Origin of the sequence: Flagellimonas algarum (assembly GCF_040513375.1) — a bacterium.
In the GTDB taxonomy this organism is placed as follows: Bacteria; Bacteroidota; Bacteroidia; order Flavobacteriales; family Flavobacteriaceae; genus Flagellimonas_B; species Flagellimonas_B algarum.
In genome coordinates this window covers 188,251-205,855 of the sequence record NZ_JBEVTG010000001.1, presented here as the reverse complement: position 1 = coordinate 205,855, position 17,605 = coordinate 188,251, and the positions used below count along the sequence as shown (strand labels likewise).

The 17,605-nt window shown below is 47.0% G+C and carries 17 protein-coding genes; 8 read left to right on the top strand and 9 right to left on the bottom strand.

From position 1 onward, the window contains the following. The first annotated feature begins 1 nt into the window (after position 1). From uppS to murI, 5 genes are all read left to right on the top strand, one after another. Positions 2–742 (top strand): undecaprenyl pyrophosphate synthase, encoded by a 741-nt coding sequence (uppS, locus tag ABV409_RS01035; protein WP_353875665.1) that lies wholly within the window; start codon positions 2–4, stop codon positions 740–742. Beyond that, positions 714–3,359 (top strand): BamA/OMP85 family outer membrane protein, encoded by a 2,646-nt coding sequence (locus tag ABV409_RS01030; RefSeq protein ID WP_425589986.1) that lies wholly within the window; start codon positions 714–716, stop codon positions 3,357–3,359. Before uppS ends, ABV409_RS01030 begins: the two co-directional genes overlap by 29 nt. Positions 3,360–3,453: 94 nt before the next feature. Continuing rightward, positions 3,454–4,284 carry an OmpH/Skp family outer membrane protein gene (locus tag ABV409_RS01025; protein ID WP_353875663.1) on the top strand — a complete coding sequence of 277 codons (831 nt, stop codon included), beginning with the start codon at positions 3,454–3,456 and terminating at the stop codon, positions 4,282–4,284. Positions 4,285–4,333: 49 nt separating this feature from the next. After that, entirely contained in the window at positions 4,334–4,843 is a 510-nt protein-coding gene (locus ABV409_RS01020; protein WP_353875662.1) for an OmpH/Skp family outer membrane protein, read from the top strand. Positions 4,844–4,905: 62 nt separating this feature from the next. Beyond that, entirely contained in the window at positions 4,906–5,694 is a 789-nt protein-coding gene (gene murI, locus ABV409_RS01015) for a glutamate racemase (protein WP_353875661.1), read from the top strand. A gap of 1 nt (position 5,695) precedes the next feature. Here the strand turns inward: murI and ABV409_RS01010 are convergent, their stop codons facing one another. Next, on the bottom strand, positions 5,696–6,187 hold the full coding sequence (locus tag ABV409_RS01010; protein ID WP_353875660.1) for a dihydrofolate reductase: 492 nt from the start codon (positions 6,185–6,187) through the stop codon (positions 5,696–5,698). Next, positions 6,184–6,573, bottom strand: a complete 390-nt coding sequence (locus tag ABV409_RS01005; protein WP_353875658.1) for a 2TM domain-containing protein — start codon at positions 6,571–6,573, stop codon at positions 6,184–6,186. The genes ABV409_RS01010 and ABV409_RS01005 overlap by 4 nt, the downstream gene beginning before the upstream one ends. Positions 6,574–6,627: 54 nt before the next feature. Between ABV409_RS01005 and ABV409_RS01000 the strand changes: the two genes are divergently transcribed. Further along, positions 6,628–7,713: an aminotransferase class V-fold PLP-dependent enzyme gene (locus ABV409_RS01000; RefSeq protein ID WP_353875657.1), complete on the top strand. Its 1,086-nt coding sequence runs from the start codon at positions 6,628–6,630 to the stop codon at positions 7,711–7,713. 155 nt (positions 7,714–7,868) lie between these two features. Continuing rightward, a complete protein-coding gene (locus tag ABV409_RS00995; protein WP_353875656.1) occupies positions 7,869–8,165 on the top strand; it encodes an isoamylase early set domain-containing protein in 297 nt (98 codons plus the stop codon). Positions 8,166–8,191: 26 nt separating this feature from the next. Here the strand turns inward: ABV409_RS00995 and ABV409_RS00990 are convergent, their stop codons facing one another. Genes ABV409_RS00990 through ABV409_RS00970 form a run of 5 tightly spaced genes read right to left on the bottom strand, consistent with a single transcriptional unit; the run spans position 8,192 to position 12,865 of the window. Beyond that, positions 8,192–8,473, bottom strand: coding sequence for a DUF427 domain-containing protein (locus ABV409_RS00990; RefSeq protein ID WP_353875654.1), 282 nt, complete (start codon positions 8,471–8,473; stop codon positions 8,192–8,194). A gap of 3 nt (positions 8,474–8,476) precedes the next feature. Next, a complete protein-coding gene (egtD, locus tag ABV409_RS00985) occupies positions 8,477–9,445 on the bottom strand; it encodes an L-histidine N(alpha)-methyltransferase (protein ID WP_353875652.1) in 969 nt (322 codons plus the stop codon). Between the two features lie 16 nt (positions 9,446–9,461). Continuing rightward, on the bottom strand, positions 9,462–10,622 hold the full coding sequence (egtB, locus tag ABV409_RS00980; RefSeq protein ID WP_353875650.1) for an ergothioneine biosynthesis protein EgtB: 1,161 nt from the start codon (positions 10,620–10,622) through the stop codon (positions 9,462–9,464). 48 nt (positions 10,623–10,670) lie between these two features. Beyond that, positions 10,671–12,164 carry a sensor histidine kinase gene (locus ABV409_RS00975; protein WP_353875648.1) on the bottom strand — a complete coding sequence of 498 codons (1,494 nt, stop codon included), beginning with the start codon at positions 12,162–12,164 and terminating at the stop codon, positions 10,671–10,673. Further along, positions 12,161–12,865, bottom strand: a complete 705-nt coding sequence (locus tag ABV409_RS00970; protein WP_353875646.1) for a response regulator transcription factor — start codon at positions 12,863–12,865, stop codon at positions 12,161–12,163. Before ABV409_RS00970 ends, ABV409_RS00975 begins: the two co-directional genes overlap by 4 nt. 221 nt (positions 12,866–13,086) lie before the next feature. Here ABV409_RS00970 and ABV409_RS00965 point away from each other — a divergent pair, with 221 nt between their 5' ends. Further along, the gene (locus ABV409_RS00965) at positions 13,087–15,156 is read left to right on the top strand and encodes a hypothetical protein (protein WP_353875644.1); all 2,070 of its coding nucleotides are present in this window, start codon (positions 13,087–13,089) and stop codon (positions 15,154–15,156) included. Positions 15,157–15,241: 85 nt separating this feature from the next. Here ABV409_RS00965 and ABV409_RS00960 read toward each other — a convergent pair whose 3' ends face one another. Beyond that, entirely contained in the window at positions 15,242–16,066 is an 825-nt protein-coding gene (locus ABV409_RS00960) for a thymidylate synthase (protein ID WP_353875643.1), read from the bottom strand. Between the two features lie 84 nt (positions 16,067–16,150). Next, on the bottom strand, positions 16,151–17,596 hold the full coding sequence (locus ABV409_RS00955; protein WP_425589985.1) for a NupC/NupG family nucleoside CNT transporter: 1,446 nt from the start codon (positions 17,594–17,596) through the stop codon (positions 16,151–16,153). Positions 17,597–17,605: the final 9 nt, after the last annotated feature.

Genomic DNA, 17,605 nt, shown 5'->3' with positions numbered 1-17,605 from the left:
CATGAACAGCCTTACCGACATCAACGAAGAAAGAATGCCGAGGCATATCGCCATCATTATGGATGGCAATGGCCGTTGGGCGAAGCAACGCGGCAAACTTCGTGTTTTCGGGCATGAGAACGGGGTCAAGGCCGTACGCCAAACCGTCGAGAACTGTGCCCGTCTGCGCGTGGGTTACCTTACCCTTTATGCCTTTTCGACCGAAAACTGGAACCGTCCCAAACTGGAGGTCGATACCTTAATGCGCCTTTTGGTCACCTCGCTGCGAAAAGAACTGAAGACGCTGAACGAGAACAACATCAAGTTGAATGCCATTGGAAACATCGACTCTTTACCGGCAAAGGCTTCCCAAGAGCTGAAAGAGGTCATTGCGAAAACGGCGACCAACTCCGGAACCACCCTGACACTGGCCTTGAGTTACGGCGCTAGGGAAGAGTTGCGGTCGGCTGTTAAGGCTATCAGTACCAAAGTTAAAAATAATATAATTTCACCTGGGGATATTGACGATACCATTATTAATACTCATCTTTACACGCATGACCTGCCCGATGTGGACTTGCTTATTCGTACAAGTGGTGAACATAGAATAAGCAATTTTTTATTATGGCAGATCGCATACGCTGAATTATATTTTATTGACGTATTTTGGCCCGATTTTAGTGAGCAACATTTGGTAGACGCGATTATCAATTACCAGAATAGAGAACGACGATTTGGAAAAACAAGCGAACAACTCCATTAAAGGCTTAACAAAGGCAACTTCATATTTTAGACTTCTACTCCTTCTTTTAATCATTGTCCAAGCAACTTACGCACAGGAAACCTCCTATGACGCTGGTAAGAAGTATATTTTAGGAGGACTTGAAGTTACCGGTCTTCAAAGTTACAATGAGCAAACCGTAAAGACGTATACCGGCTTGAGGGTGGGGCAGCCCATTACCATTCCGGGTGAAGAGATCAGCGCCGTAATCAAAAAATTATGGGGTCTCGAACTCTTCAGCGATGTCTCCATGTACCAGACCAAGGTCGAGGGCGATAAGATCTTTCTTGAATTGAACATCCTTGAACGGCCTACCTTATCCAATGTCACCGTTTATGGGGTCAAGAAACGTAAGGTTCAGGGTATCCTCGATGATACGGATTTGAAAAAAGGCAAAAAGATCACTGAAAGTCTTATTGCGAATACCAAAGGCTATTTGGAAAACAAATACCGTAAGCAAGGGTATTTGAACACCCGGGTCACCATAGCGACGGCCAAGGATACCTCAGGTACGAACTCCGAAAGTATGGTCATCAACGTCAACAAGGGCGACAAGGTGAAAATCAAAAGCATTTCGTTCGAAGGCAACGATAAGTTATCGGCCAAACGCTTGCGTAAGGCGATGAAGAATACCAAGAAAAAGAAGTTCTACCGCTTTTGGAAGAAATCGAAGTATATCGAGGCCGATTATGAAGAAGACCTGTCGAATCTCGTCGACGCCTATGCTGAACGTGGGTATCGCGATGCCCGGATCTTATCGGACACTTTCGTCAAGATCGACGACAACAACATCGCCTTGAATCTCAAGGTCGAGGAAGGGGATAAGTACTATTTCGGAAACATCGATTTTGTCGGAAATTCGGTCTATTCAGATCGTATCCTTTCCCAGGTACTCGGAATCAACAAAGGGGATACCTATAATGGGGTCTTATTGAAAAAGCGGATCGCCGACGATACCAAACCGGACGCTGAGGATGTGACCAACCTTTATCAGAACAACGGATATCTTTTCTCCAGTATCAATCCGGTAGAGGTTTCGGCCGTCAATGATACCATCGATTTTGAAATCAGGATCATCGAGGGTAAGGAAACATTTTTGGATCACGTAACCGTAGTAGGTAACGACAAGACCAACGACCATGTGATCTTCCGTGAATTGCGTACGCGTCCCGGACAGAAATACAGCAAAGACAATATCGTGCGAAGTGTTCGTGAATTAGGACAACTTGGGTTTTTCGATGCAGAACAGATCGTGCCCGATATCGAGAATCCAGATCCGAACTCAGGTACGGTCGATATCAAATACAGCTTGGTCGAAGCCGGTTCGAGCCAAATCGAATTGCAGGGAGGCTATGGTGGAGGCGGATTTATCGGAACTTTGGGACTATCGTTCAATAACTTCTCCTTTCAGAATATATTCAATGGGGAAGCCTATAAACCCGTACCTATGGGTGATGGGCAGACCTTCTCGCTCCGCTTGCAGGCCAGTAGGACCTTTAGGGTCTATAGTCTGAACTTCGCCGAGCCATGGTTGGGGGGTAAGAAACCGGTCCGTTTCAACCTTTCCTTCTCGAGAACACAACAATTCGCCTCGAATTTCAACGGGCAAGGGCAGATCGATGTCGATAAGGACCGTGGTTTCTCCATTACCGGGGTTACCGCCGGATTGGCAAAACGGGTACAATGGCCTGACGATTACTTTACGATTTCCCACTCTTTGGGCTATCAGTTGTACGAGTTCAACGATTATAATATCGGTCTCTTTAATTTCGGTAACGGAACTTCGAACTCCCTAGCCTACACCATCGGTATTTCAAGAAGTTCGCAAGGTCCGAGTCGGATTTTCCCATTGACTGGGTCAAACTTCGAGATTACCGCCAAGTTTACCCCGCCCTATTCCTTATTCGGTAGTAAGGATTTCAAGGCGATTTCGGAGGAAATCGATGAAATCGTGGAAAATGCCAATGGGCAACCTTTGAATTCGGTCGATACCAACAGATTGCAAGAATTGGAGGAAGAGCGCTTTAAATGGCTCGAATACTACAAAATCAAATTCCGTGGTGATTGGTACACCCGTTTGGTAGATAAGTTGGTATTGCGTACCAATGCGGAGTTTGGGTTCTTGGGCAATTACAACAACGACATCGGTGACGTGCCCTTCGAGCGCTTTTTCGTCGGAGGTGATGGCTTGGGGAACTTTACCCTTGACGGTCGTGATGTCATCCAATTGCGAGGGTACGACAACAGTTCGTTGACGCCTTTTAGTGTGAATCCGATTACCGGTAGACAAGAACAGGATGGAGGAACCATCTACAACAAATTCTCACTCGAATTGCGTTACCCCTTGACTTTGAAACCTTCGGCTTCCATCTACGTTCAATCTTTTATCGAGGCAGGAAACGCCTTCAACAATTTTAGTGACTTTAATCCGTTTCAGTTAAAGAGATCTGCTGGAATGGGGCTACGTATTTTTATGCCAGCGTTCGGACTTCTAGGTATCGATTTTGGGTATGGGTTTGACGAAGACCTGCGACCACAGTCGATCGGACAAGGACCTAGCGGTTGGCAAACCCACTTCATCATAGGTCAACGATTTTAACCTTATAGAAATTCATGCAAATCGTAAGCAACTGATTGTTAGTAGTTTGCTATTTTTGGCATGATATTTTCTATACAAATAGCGGAAACATAAAATGAAGACCAAGGGGCTTTTAGTATTGACCATTTTGGTTTGTTCCATGCAGGTAATGGCACAACGTGGCGTACGGATCGGGTATGTCGATATGGAGTATATTTTGGAAAATGTCGAAGAATATCGGGATGCCACTGCGCAACTGAATGCCAAAGCCTCCAAATGGAAGCAAGAGATCGAGTTGAAATTGAGTACGATCGAGCAGATGAAGAAAGATCTGATGGCCGAAAAAGTACTCTTGACCGATGAGTTGATCGCTGAACGGGAAGAAGAGATCCAGATTCTCGAAACCGAGGTGCTCGACTACCAACAAGATCGCTTCGGCCCCCAAGGTGATCTGGTGTTGCAAAAGCGGTTGTTGGTGCAGCCGATTCAAGATCAGGTCTTTGTTGAGGTGCAGAAAATCGGTAAAAACAAGAGGTACGACTTTATTTTTGATAAATCTGCCGATGTCGTTATGTTGTATTCCGAAAAAAGGCACGATATTAGCGACCTCGTTTTAAGGGAGATAGGGCGAACCAGAAAGGTGAGCAAGTCGAACAAAGAGCAAAAATTGAATAACAGGCTGAAGGAATTCCAAGAACAGGAAGCCGAAGCCGACAAAGAAATAAGCGAGGCGCTCCAAGAACGTCGCGATAAGGCGAAAGCCAGCAAAGATGAAAAGGCAAAAGCCTTGGCAGATCGAAGGGCTGAACAGTTACGACTCCGTGAAGAGCGGAAAAAGGCCTACGAAGAACGCAGGAAGAAGTTGCTGGAAGAACGGGAGGCCAAAAGAAAGGCGAAACAAGAAGAACGCGCCAAAGAACAAGCAAAGGATACTGTAAATCAGTGAAGATAACTAAACACGAAATTTAACACTCAAATTTAAGTTACTTAGAATTATGAAAAATGTAAAGAGAATCGTTTTGGCGATCGTGATGGTGGTGGCGATGACTGGTTTTGTGAATGCCCAAAGTAAGGTAGCACATATCGATGTCAATAAATTGTTGCAGGAGATGCCTGAGATGAAGGCAGCCCAGGCCGAGCTCAAGAAGCTTCAAGAAAGCTATCGTGCCGATTTGGAAAGCAGCATGACCGAGCTTCAGAACAAATACACCCAATATTCGAACGAAGCGCCATCAAAGTCGAAAGAAGAAAACGACAAAAGGGCTTTGGAACTCCAAGGTTTCGAAAAGAATATCAAGGATGCCGAAACAGCAGCATTGCAAGAAATGCAGAAAAAGCAATCCGAGTTGTTCGCCCCGATTTCCGAAAAGGCCAAAACGGCTATTGAAAAAGTCGCCGCGGCCCAAGGGTTCGATTATGTGATCGATGCTTCGCAAGGAGGGGGTCTGATCGTTGCCAAGGGTAAAGATCTACTTCCTGAAGTAAAGCAGGAACTCGGATTCTAATCCGGATTGCCTAAAAAAACCAAAACCGTTCTTACCTTAGTAGGAACGGTTTTTTTATGTCGATGAGTGAACAACCGATAGGACTTTTTGATTCAGGGCTTGGGGGTACGTCGATTTGGCGTGAAATCGTCGAACGTATGCCCAACGAGCGAACCATATATCTGGCCGATAGCGCCAACGCACCTTATGGCCTCCGCTCCAAAACCCGCATTCGTGAATTGGCCGTCAAGAACACCGAATATCTGCTGGCCCAAAACTGCAAAATCATCGTTGTGGCTTGCAATACGGCCACCACCAATGCCATCTCCTTTTTGCGTGAGCGTTACGATTTGCCCTTTATTGGAATAGAACCGGCCATAAAACCGGCCGCTTTGGGTACGAAAACCAAGAAAGTCGGGGTGTTGGCGACCAAGGGGACCCTCAGCAGCGAACTTTTTCATCGAACGGCCACGACCCATGCGGCCGAAATCGAGATCATCGAACAAGAAGGGACCGGTTTGGTCGAGCTGATCGAGGCCGGACAATGGGCCTCCGAAAAAACCAAGACCCTATTGGAAAGCTATGTGCGACCCATGGTCGAAAACGGGATCGATACCTTGGTTTTGGGATGCACGCACTATCCTTACCTTATTCCGTTATTGCAAAAGCTTTTGCCGCCATCGGTGCAGATCATCGACTCTGGTTCGGCAGTGGCCAAACAGACCCAAAACGTGCTCCAACGGCACGACTTGTTGAGCCCGACGCGGTCGCAAGGTGTCGATAGGCACCGCTTGTACACCAATTCGGTCATCGAGCCGTTGAAGGCATTGGTTTCCGATCAGGACGCCCATGTGGGTTATCTCGAATTTTAAGCTATTTCCTTACGTAAGTGAGGTAAGTAAAATCGTGGGCATGTGCTCCATCTTTAGGATGGTATTCTTCATGCACCAACTCCCAATCAGCCAAATCGATTTCAGGGAAAAACGTATCGGCCTCAAATTGGGCGTGTACCCGGGTCAACTCGATCTTTGTCGCGAAAGGCAAGGCAAGGCGATAAATCTCACCACCTCCGATGATATAGGCTTTGTCATCGTTTTCGGCCAAGGCCAAGGCAGCCTCTAATGAATGTACCATGGTGCATTCGAATTTCGGCCGGTATCCTTTTTCACGGGTAATGGCAATATGCTCCCGTTTGGGCAAGGCCCGCGGAAAGCTCTCCAAGGTTTTTCTGCCCATGATGATTTTGTGACCGGTGGTCAAGGCTTTGAATCGCTTGAAGTCATCAGGTAAATGCCATGGTAGGTCATTATTGATGCCTAGGGCGTTGTTTTCAGCCGCTGCGGCGATAAGGATCAATTCACTCACTCCTCTTTTTTTTTATTGACGTTCGAAATCGGGAATTCGGTCTCAATTTCTTTCTGAAGGGTACTGATGCGTTGCTTCTGCTTGGCAACTAATTTTTCGCGTTGGCGCCGTTCCCATTCCTTGCCAAGGAACTTTTGGGTGACGAATACATTGAAGGCATGCATGGCGAACAAAAAGGCCCAAAAGGTTATCGCCCAAACGAACCAGTCGTACGATTCGCCATACTTCAAAATCTTATTGATGAGCACCAAAAAAACGCTACCGATCAAAAACACCACGAAATGGGTATACAGCCGTTTTTTTTGCCGAATCCGTTTTTGGGCATGCTCCAACAGCTCGTGTTGCTCGCGGTCGACTTCGGTTTCGGGCTTAATTTTTGAGAACATTTGGCCTATCTTTAACAACAAAGATAACCGAAATGGATAGGAATAGTTACTGCTGTGGATAGGGTCCGCGATCAATTTCCGGCCTTACGACATGGTATTTATGCCAATACTCCGGCATCGGGCTTGCTGTACGACGACCTTTTGGAATGGCGACAATCACATGAATTGGACCAGTTGGTTTCAGGGAGTGAACATTTCGCCGAGTGTCTGGCGACGATTGAAACCACACGTCATACCGTAGCGCGTTGTTTTAATGCGACGGTCGAGGGAGTTTCCTTGGTTCCTAATTTCAGTATCGGAATGAACCTGCTGATGGAAAACCAGCCGGGTTCACAACGGGTTTTGTTGGTCGAAGATGATTATCCTTCAGTGAATTGGCCTTTTGAAGATCGGGGTTTCGACATCGAATACGTGAAGGTTTCGATCGATTTCGAAGAAGAAATCGCAAAGAAACTCCGAACGCACCATTTCGATATCCTAGCGTTAAGCGTGGTACAATGGTTGAACGGGGTTTTGGTCGACCTAGAATTTATTGCCGGTTTGAAAACGGAATTCCCTGATTTGTTGATCATCGGCGACGGTACCCAATTTTGTGGGATGTTCCCATTCAGTTTCAATGCTTCTGGCTTTGACGTACTGGGGGCCAGTGGTTATAAATGGATGCTTGGGGGCTACGGCTGTGGGTTCCTATTGATCAAACCTTCGGCCATGGCTCGGTTCACACCGAAATCAGTCGGTTTTGGATCCGTAGTGGGCGATATGGACAAGAGGGAAGGGATGACCCTCTCAAACCGATTGGAACCGGGGCATTTGAATGCCCAATGTTTCGGTAGTATGGACTTCTCCCTGAAATTCATGGAAAAAATCGGTTTAACGAAAATCGGGGACCACAATACTGAATTGTCACGAATACTCAAAGAGACCCTTGCCGCAATGGGATTGATAGAAGATTCCGTGGTGTCCCGTACCGCCCACAGTACCATCTTTAGTATTACCAATGAGAACGATCGATACCGCGCATTAAGACGCAATGATGTGGTTTGTTCGCTTCGTGGAGGTAGAATTCGGGTCGGTTTTCATTTTTATAACACCTTTGACGAGATCGACCGCCTGGTGAAGATTCTTAAAAAATTGGATTGAGTTGAATGTTAGGGTAAAAATCCTACGCTTTTTTGCCAAAGTCAACAATTCGTAATCCATATTTTACCAAATTGATAATTCGAACGTAACCTATTGACAGCTAATTGTTTTATGATTTGCTTTGTCCCTTAATTTAGTTTGAAAATTAGTTTACCATGGCAATTAAAAAACAGTATTTGAAAAGCAAGCCCGTTTGTAAAGTAACCTTTACCGTACCGGCAGAAGAAGCGAAGAAAGTCGCCGTTGTTGGTGATTTCAACAACTGGAACCCAAAAGGGAGCACGTTGAAGAAATTGAAGAACGGCACATTTAAAGGAACTTTCGATCTACCGAAAGAGAACTCCTTTGAATTTCGATACCTGATCGACAATACCTACGTCAACGAAGCTGAGGCCGATAGCTATCAGTGGAATGACTACGCCGGCGCCGAAAACGCCGTTTTGGTACTTTAAGTGGACGAATCGGTCATCATCGAGGTTTATTCCTCGATGGTGACCCCTTTCCAAAAAGCGACGTAGCCTTCGAATTTTTTGGCTAAAGCGCTGGCCTCAGGATAATACCAGGCCGCGTCTTGGTTTTCTTTTCCGTCGACATCGAGGGTATAATACGAGGCTACCCCTTTCCAAGGGCAGGTCGTATGGGTCGAACTCGGCTTGAAGTAGTCGGCGTTGATACTTTCCGGTGGAAAGTAATGGTTGTTTTCAATAACTACCGTTTCGTTGCTTTCCGCAATGACTTTATCGTTCCAAATGGCTTTCATAGCTTACTTTTTTCTAAATACGTAATTTTTATAGTGTTGATCAGCATCGGCGAACCGGTTGATGATCTCCAACCCTGATTGCTCGGCCAACCATGCAACCACTTGGTCGTCATATTTCTGGGAAATTTCAGTATGTATGGTTTCCCATGCCTTGAATTCGACCTGTAGGTTTAATTCATCAATAGAAACCTGTTGGGCTTCTTTCGAGACCAAGTAGCTCTTGGCCGTACCCGATTCGGGATCATAGACTTCCCAGTGTAAGAACTTATCCAAATTAAAATCGCCGCCCAATTCGTTGTTGATCCGGGTTAGGATATTCTTGTTAAAAGCTGCCGTAATGCCCGTTGGGTCGTTATAAGCATCCAAAATGGTCTGTGGGTTTTTTTTCTGATCGAACCCCATGAAAACCATATCCCCATCATCCATGGCCTCCCTTAATTGAATCAAAAAATCAATGGCCTGGGGGTGAAGCAGGTTGCCGATGTTCGAACCGAGAAAGAGGATGACTTTTTTGGTCGAAGCTTCGGCTTTGATGTTTTTCAAAGTGTCGAAGTAGGTGCCTTGTATCGGTTGTATGTCCAATCCGGGGAGTTCGGCCCGTATGGATCCTTCCAATTGATCGAGCGCATTCTGACTGATATCGATTGGGCGGTAGGTGAATTTTAGGCCTTCCGTCAAGAAATGCGAAAGCAACACTTTGGTTTTTTTACCGTCACCGGCCCCCAACTCAAAAAGCTGGAATCCCGTTGTGCCGTTTGCGAATAAATTGGCGATTTCCAGTTTATGGGTTTGGAGGATCTCGTACTCGCGATCCGTCAGGTAATATTCTGGCATGGCCATGATATCCTGGAACAATTTGTCACCGATGACATCATAGAAATATTTTGATGAAAGGTATTTCGGATAGGCCGTCAGGCCTTCATGGACCTCTTTGGCGAAAGCTGTATCCACAGCGTTTGTTTTATTTGGCATAGGTCGTTCGTCGTAATTAGCGCACCAACCTTATACCGGTGAACTGCCACCGATGCTCAGGTTGGAAAAAGTTGCGATAGGTATGTCGGGTATGTTGTGAAGGGGTGGCGACCGATCCACCTCGGAGAACTTTTTGATTTACCATGAATTTTCCGTTGTATTCGCCGAGGGCACCTTCGGCCTTTTTGTAATTCGGATAGGGGAGATAGGCACTTTCCGTCCATTCCCAACGTTTGCCCCACGGAAAATAGGCTTGGGCCGTCTCCCATTCGAATTCCGTTGGCAAGCGGCAACCTTTCCATTGTGCGAACGCAAAGGCCTCGAAATACGATATGTGGGTCAGCGGAGCCTCAAGGTCAAGGGGTAGCAAGCCTTTCGCCGTATAGTGCATCCAGACCCCGTCGACTTGGTGCCAATAGAGCGGTTGGGCGATCTGGTGTTGGTTGACCCAATCCCAGCCTGCCGAATGCCATAAGTCGAATCGGCTATATCCTCCCGCCGTGATAAACTCCAGATACTCCCCATTGGTCGTCAGCTTGTTGGCGATCTCGAAGGCGTTCAAGAAAACACGGTGGGTACCTAATTCATTGTCAAAACAAAATGAATCCGAAGCATGGCCTATAGGGTAGAGACCCTCCGCAATGGATAGCCACTCCCGTTCATGGCTTTCGACCGGATGGTCGTCGAAGGCTTCACTGTATCGCGGCAAAAGTGGATTGTTGCCCAAAATGTACTTGATATCGGCGAGCAATAGTTCTTGGTGCTGCTTCTCGTGATGGATTCCGATTTCCAAAAGCGCGTGCAGTTGCGCTGAAGCGGTAGATTCGAATAGTTCTCCAATGGCTTCATTGACGTAGGCCCTGTAAGCGTATACTTGTTTGACCGACGGTCTGCTCATATTACCACGGTCGGCACGAACAACGCGCTTACCCATGGTTTCATAATAGCTGTTGAAGACAAATGAAAAATCAGGATCGAATTCGCGGTACCCTTTCGCATGGGGAATCAAAATAAAAGCCTCGAAAAACCAGGTAGTGTGTCCTAGATGCCATTTCGGTGGACTGACATCGACGATGGGCTGAACGACATAGTCTTCCGTTTCAAGGGGCTCACATATCGCTTCCGTATGGTTCCGGGTAGTGGTAAAAAAATCAGGTAGTGATTTGTTTTGGAGCATGCCGGGTATTTACCCTTAAAGATACATAATTGCACACAGTTCAAGCCATCAGGCCGCGCTGTATATCGGTAGGCTGAAACTGAATGCAGTGCCCTCGTTCGGTGCGCTCAAAACTTTGATGCTGGCATTGTGCAACTCCATGATCTTTTTGACAATAGCGAGCCCTAGACCGGCACCTTCCTTTTGTTTCCCGGTCTTGGTCTGACGGTAACGTTCAAAAATCAAGGCTTGGTTGGCTTTTGAAATACCCGGTCCAGAATCTTTAATAACGATTTCGACCTGGGTTTCGCTCGGAACGATGTTTACCGTAACCGTGCCGTTCTCCGGGGTGAATTTCAAAGCGTTGTCCATTAGGTTTTGAATGGCGCGCTCGACCAGGGAAATATCACCGAAAACCAAAGGGACCTGTTCGTTCATGACCAGTTCGAGACGGATGCTTTTTTTAGCCGCCAGCACCTTGTAGTTGCTATGGATGTCATGCGCCAATTCAGAGATCAAAAACGGTTCTTTTTGCGGTTCGATCTGATTGGCTTCCAATTTCGAATATTCGAAAAGTTGTGCGATCAATTTTCCCAAACGTTCACTGCTATTACCGATGGTTTCCAAATAGCCCGAACGCTCTTTGTCGGTCAAATCGCCATCTTTCATTTGCAGGGTTTCGATATAGCCTTGGATGATCGATAAGGGCGTACGCAGATCATGCGATATATTGGCGATCAATTCTCGCCTTAACTTTTCAAGCGATTTGATTTTTTCAATATCCGTCAAAATGGTATCGGCCATTTCGTTGTAGGTGGTGGTCACCCCGGCCAAATCGCTTTTTTCAGCTTCGGAGATACGATAGCTTAGGTCGCCCTCTTGAAAACGTTTGGCGGCATAGACCAACTCGCGCAGGTTTCGGGTCAGGTACCAGACCGAAAGAATGCCTAACAAGGCGGCGAAAAACAAGGTGAGTAGTGAGGTGCCCAGCCCCAGTTTCAGGGCATAGCTTCTGAACAGCATGTTGCGGGTCGATAAGTATTCTTCGCCAGCCAGGATTATATAAATGATACCTTCTTTACCTCCTTTTTCGAACTTCGCGGCTGAAAACACTTTTTGGTTTTCAGGATTTTTCGGATCATCACCCAAAACATAGGTTTGGCCCCCATTGGCAATGAACTCCTGTATAGGGGCCAAAGCCACCCGCTTTTCATTCGTTTCAGGGGCGTTGTGATCTAAGACGACGGAATACTGCACAAAGCCATCCATATCGAGCAAATACACCTCGATCGCTCGGTTCACGGCCATCATGTCGTGCATGATGTCGCCGAAAAGCGCCTTGTTTATCGTTCCCGAACTGTCAATGGGGTGTGCATCGGTGAACTTCTCATCAATGAGGTCTTGGGCCAAGTTCGCGTGCAAGCGCTGCGTGGTTTCATAAAAATACTGGTTCGAAAAATAAAGGGTGGCAATGGTATAGCCCGCCCCGGCCAGAATCAGGATCGCCAAAAACGAAAAGGCCAATTTTTTAATCAGTCGGTTCGATAGTACTTTTCGGCTCATAGTTCTTCATTGAATTTGTATCCGACGCCCCAAGTGGTCAAAATGAACTTAGGATGGGCCATGTCGGGTTCGATTTTGGATCGCAATCGGTTGATATGCGAATTCACCGTATGTTCATACCCTTTAAAATCATAGCCCCAGATCATGTCGAGTAATTTGGTCCGGTCATAACTTTTTCCAGGATTCGATGATAACAAGGTCAAGAGTTCGAATTCCTTGGGTGATAGATCAACCCGTGACCCGGCTAGGGTCACTTTTCGCATATCGATGTCGATAGCCAGATTGTCAAAATGCATGACACTGCCTTGGGCGGCGGAGCTAACTTTTTCGGCACCCATCTTTTGTCTTCTGAATATGGCCTTGACACGGGCAATGAATTCACGGACACTGAAGGGTTTGGTCAAATAGTCGTCGGCACCGACCTCAAGACCCAAGACCTTATCGATTTCCTCCGATTTCGCGGTGAGCATCATGATGGGGGAGGGGATGTCGTTGGCCCTGATTTTTTGGCAAACTTCGATGCCGTCCATTTCTGGAAGCATCACATCAAGTATGACAAGATCGGGTTGGGTATTGATCACCGTTCTCAGGCCGGTGTCACCTTGGTTTTCGACTTGTACGTCGCAACCAAGGTCTTTAAGGTGTATTTCAAGCAAATGCACGATTTCGGGATCATCCTCGATGATTACGACCTTTTTCATAGGAACGAAGTAAAAAGTAAACTATCACGAAAAGTTCACGGTTCCGTATGCAAAACGTGAACATTTCACCATAAAGGTCGGTCTAGCACACCAATACTTGCAGACATCGCATTGTTTTTATTCTAAATAGCTAATAATCAGGATGTAATAAAAATTGATTTTTCTGTGATCTTTTTGCAACACCTTCTCGATTCCTTTGGGGAAACATTAAAACATAAGCTATGAACAACTTAAAAACTTTCGCATTCATCGGGCTTTTGGGCCTTTTGGTGCTTTCTTGTGATGAGGATGACTCTGACGATACCCCGGCAATTTTAGATGCCGGTTCGCTTTCGGGGGGTCCGTATACCTTTACGGTTGATGGGGTGCCCGATATGGTCAGTCAAGTTACACTTTCTGATTTTGACGGCAACGGTGATAACCAATCCTATGTAATTACCGATGCCGAACGCAATATTCTAGGATTGCCACCCACTATCGAAGCTGTTTTGGGTGTTGATTTCGATGGTGCCGGGGCCGGTTCCTGTTACATCTACCACATCACCTACAATACCGGTTTGACCGGATTGGCCATGGGGGAGAATTTGGATAACCTACAGGGCAATTTCGATACTTCGAATTTTATTATGGTTTTACGCAACGAATTGAATGCGGGTACCCTAAGTGGTGGACCGTATGAATTTTTGGTGGATGGATTGCCTGATATGGTCATGAACATCGCATTGGACGATACCGACCTTACCGGCGATAACCAAACTTATGTCATCACCGATAGTGATCGGAATATTTTGGGAATCCCTCCAACACTGGAAGCCGTCATGGGTGTGGATTTTGACGGTGCAGGTGTCGGCGATTGCTACATCTACCATTTGACCTATTCCACTGGTTTGGAAGGCCTTGAAATGGGGAATAACCTCGATGCCGTAACCGGTCAGTTCGCTTTGTCGAATTTCGTCGAGGTGCGACGTTCCGCTTTGAATGCCGGGGTGCTCAGTGGCGGACCTTATGAGTTCGTTGTCGATGGATTGCCCGATATGGTCATGAACATCGCCTTGGACGATACCGACCTTAGCGGTGAGAACCAAACCTATGTCATTACCGATGACAGTCGTAATATCTTAGGGGTGCCACCGACTTTGGAAGCCGTAATGGGCGTTGACTTCGATGGAGCCGGCGTCGGTGATTGTTACATCTACCATTTGACCTATTCTACCGGGTTGGAAGGTTTGGAAATGGGTAACAACCTTGATGATGTCACTGGTGAATTCGCCTTGTCGAATTTCGTTGAGGTCGGAAGAAGAGCTTTGAACGCCGGTACCTTGAATGGAGGGCCTTACAATTTTACCGTGGATGGAAATCCGGATATGGTGATGAACATCAGCTTGGATTCCTCAGAATTGAATGGGGAAAACCAAACCTATGTGATCACCGATGACAATAGGAATATCTTGGGGATACCCCCAACCTTGGAAGCGGTTATGGGTGTTGATTTTGACGCCGCTGGCGTGGGCTCATGTTATATCTATCATTTGACCTATTCCACTGGTTTGGGAGGTTTGACCATGGGCAACAACCTTGACGACGTCACCGGGCTATTCGATCTTTCGAACTTCGTTGTGGTGAACAGAAATCCATTGAATGCCGGTGTATTGTCTGGTGGACCCTATATGTTCTCCGTCGATGGGACCCCCGATATGGTATCGGGAGTGGCACTTGATGATACCGATTTGACCGGAACGAACCAAGGGTACGTGATTACCGATGACCAAGGAAATATATTAGGGCTACCACCTACCATCGCGGCTGTAGAAGGGGTCGATTTCGATGCCGCCGGGGTAGGGGTATGCCTGATATGGCACATCACCTATGAACCGGGCTTGACCGGATTGATGGCCGGCAATAATGTCAGTGGACTCGATGGCTTCTATGCCTTGTCCAATTCGTTAGGGGTTTATCGCAACCCCAGTGCGGGCACGATCAGCGGAGGGCCATTCACCTTCACCGTTGACGGCACCCCTGACATGGTCAGCGGGATCAGTTTGGACAACAGCACGGCTACGGGATCGAACGGAACCTGGGTGATCACCGATGATCAAAACAACATCTTGGGCTTGCCGCCTACCCTAACCGCGGTAGAAGGTGTCGATTTCGATGCTGCAGGCGTAGGCGTATGCTTTATTTGGTATATGCGATACGAAGACGGATTGACCGGCCTAATGGCAGGGAACAATGTAGCGGATCTGGAAGGCCTTTACGGACTATCGAATTCCATTATGGTGACAAGACAATAAACTACGCTATGAAAAGGAAAGTCAGTGTTTTGTTTAATTAATCATGTTGGAATGGCCCGGACGAAAGTCCGGGCTTTTTTTTGAATCAAACCGCGACCGCCCCTTTGATGTGGGGGTGCGGATCATAATCCAACAGTGTGAAATCATCGAAAGTGAAATCGAAGATATCCTTGATCTTGGGGTTCAGGTACATTTTGGGCAAGGCCCGTGGTTCGCGCGAGAGTTGGAGCTTGACCTGTTCCATATGGTTGTTATAGATATGGGCATCCCCGAAGGTATGTATGAATTCCCCAGGGGCATATCCGCACACTTGTGCCATCATTAAGGTGAACAGGGCATAACTGGCAATGTTGAAGGGTACGCCCAAAAAGATATCGGCACTGCGTTGATACAGCTGGCAACTCAACTTTCCGTCAGCGACATAGAATTGGAAGAAAGCGTGACAGGGGGGAAGGGCCGCCTTTCCGTTGGCGACATTTTCCGAAAAAGAAACCGAGGTGTCGGGCATGACACTGGGGTTCCAGGCCGAAACGAGCATACGACGGCTGTTCGGGTTGGCTTTTAAAGTCGCGATCACCTCCTTGATCTGGTCGATTTCCTCACCGTTCCAATTGCGCCATTGATGCCCATAGACCGGCCCGAGATCGCCGTTTTCATCGGCCCATTCGTTCCAGATGCGAACACCGTTCTCTTGAAGGTAATTCACATTGGTATCGCCTTTCAAAAACCACAACAGTTCGTGGATGATGGACTTTAGATGAAGTTTTTTGGTGGTCACCATTGGAAATCCTTCCTGAAGGTCGAATCGCATTTGGTAGCCGAAGACACTTAGGGTGCCGGTACCTGTGCGATCCCCTTTTTGGTTGCCTTCCTGAAGGACGTGTTCTAGGAGTTGGTGGTATTGCCGCATACTATTTCAATCCAAAATTCCGTCCAAAATAGAAAATGCATGGAAATTCGTGAACTCTTTTTGAGAGCTTTTATCCAAAGGTTATCAACCCAATATCATTCCGGCAATGGTAGCGGAGAGTAAAGAGGCCAAAGACCCTCCCAAAACGGCTTTCATCCCAAACTCTGACAGTACTTTACGTTGTCCGGGGGCTAAAGATCCGATTCCTCCGATTTGGATACCGATGGAAGCGAAATTGGCAAATCCGCACAGCATATAGGTGGCCATGATGACCGATTTGTTGAAGGTGAAGTGCGCGGCACTGGTGATATCTTTCAATTCTGCCAATTGGATATACCCTACGAATTCGCTGGCAGCCAACTTGATCCCTAGGAGTTGCCCCATTAGCATAATGTCTTCATTCGCGACACCGATCAACCACATCAAGGGGGCGAAAACGGTCCCTAATATCGCTTCCAAGGATAAGGAATCGTAAGGTGAATTGGCGGCGATCCATCCATTTACGGTGGTGATATCACCGACCCATCCCAATATGCCGTTGAACATGGCGATAAAAGCTACGAATACCAATAGCATGGCCCCGACGTTCAAGGCCAATTTCAAACCTTCGGTGGTTCCATTGGCAATGGCATCGAGAAAATTGGCGCCGATTTTATCGGAAGATACCTTGACATCGGTATCGATTTTTTCCGTTTGCGGATATAGGATTTTTGAAATGGTTATCGCCCCTGGAGCGGCCATGACGGAAGCGGCCAACAAGTGTTTGGCGAAGATCAAACGCAATTCGGGATCATCACCACCCAAGAATCCGATGTAGGCGGCCAATACGGCCCCGGCGACAGTGGCCATACCGCCGATCATCACCAATAGGATTTCGGAGCGGTTCATTTTTTCCAAGTAGGCCTTGATCAACAAAGGGGCTTCGGTCTGCCCCAAAAAGATGTTGCCTGCAATAGAAAGGCTTTCAGCACCTGAAATGCCCAATGATTTGGTCAGCAACCAGGCCAAGGCTTTGACGACCTTTTGAATGACCCCTAAGTAGAACAAAACCGAGGTCAGGGCCGAAAAAAAGACGATCGTTGGTAGCACTTGAAAGGCGAAGATGTATCCGAAGGTATCCATGTCAACGACCAGACCTTCGAATAGGAATTGACTTCCCGCTCGGGTAAAATCCAAAATATTGACGAATATCTGACCTATGCTTTCAAAGATGACCTGTACAAAAGGGACCTTCAATACCCCAATGGCGATCAACAACTGGATGCCCAGGCCGATTCCTACGGTTTTCCAATTGATGGCCTTGCGGTTTGCGCTGAATGCGAAGGCGATAAGAATGAGTACGAACATTCCCAAAGCGCCGCGCCATAGGCTGTTGAAGCTGAAGCCTTGGTTGGCTACCATCTCGGCGGGTAATTCGGTCAAGCCGGTCTGTAGGCTTTCCACTGCTTCGGAGGATATACCGGCATGCGCCGAAAAAGGGATGATCAGTAGGAAAAATAGCAAACAACCCCAATTTCGAATGGATTTCATACAGTGCGT

Coding starts and splice junctions, on each gene's coding strand:
- ABV409_RS00960 (WP_353875643.1), bottom strand. CDS start 16,066: ATGCGGCAATACCACCAACTCCTAGAACACGTCCTTCAGGAAGGCAAC.
- ABV409_RS00975 (WP_353875648.1), bottom strand. CDS start 12,164: ATGAGCCGAAAAGTACTATCGAACCGACTGATTAAAAAATTGGCCTTT.
- ABV409_RS00990 (WP_353875654.1), bottom strand. CDS start 8,473: ATGAAAGCCATTTGGAACGATAAAGTCATTGCGGAAAGCAACGAAACG.
- ABV409_RS01020 (WP_353875662.1), top strand. CDS start 4,334: ATGAAAAATGTAAAGAGAATCGTTTTGGCGATCGTGATGGTGGTGGCG.
- uppS (WP_353875665.1), top strand. CDS start 2: ATGAACAGCCTTACCGACATCAACGAAGAAAGAATGCCGAGGCATATC.
- ABV409_RS01025 (WP_353875663.1), top strand. CDS start 3,454: ATGAAGACCAAGGGGCTTTTAGTATTGACCATTTTGGTTTGTTCCATG.
- egtB (WP_353875650.1), bottom strand. CDS start 10,622: ATGCTCCAAAACAAATCACTACCTGATTTTTTTACCACTACCCGGAAC.
- ABV409_RS00955 (WP_425589985.1), bottom strand. CDS start 17,596: ATGAAATCCATTCGAAATTGGGGTTGTTTGCTATTTTTCCTACTGATC.
- ABV409_RS00965 (WP_353875644.1), top strand. CDS start 13,087: ATGAACAACTTAAAAACTTTCGCATTCATCGGGCTTTTGGGCCTTTTG.
- ABV409_RS00970 (WP_353875646.1), bottom strand. CDS start 12,865: ATGAAAAAGGTCGTAATCATCGAGGATGATCCCGAAATCGTGCATTTG.
- ABV409_RS00995 (WP_353875656.1), top strand. CDS start 7,869: ATGGCAATTAAAAAACAGTATTTGAAAAGCAAGCCCGTTTGTAAAGTA.
- ABV409_RS01005 (WP_353875658.1), bottom strand. CDS start 6,573: ATGTTCTCAAAAATTAAGCCCGAAACCGAAGTCGACCGCGAGCAACAC.
- murI (WP_353875661.1), top strand. CDS start 4,906: ATGAGTGAACAACCGATAGGACTTTTTGATTCAGGGCTTGGGGGTACG.
- egtD (WP_353875652.1), bottom strand. CDS start 9,445: ATGCCAAATAAAACAAACGCTGTGGATACAGCTTTCGCCAAAGAGGTC.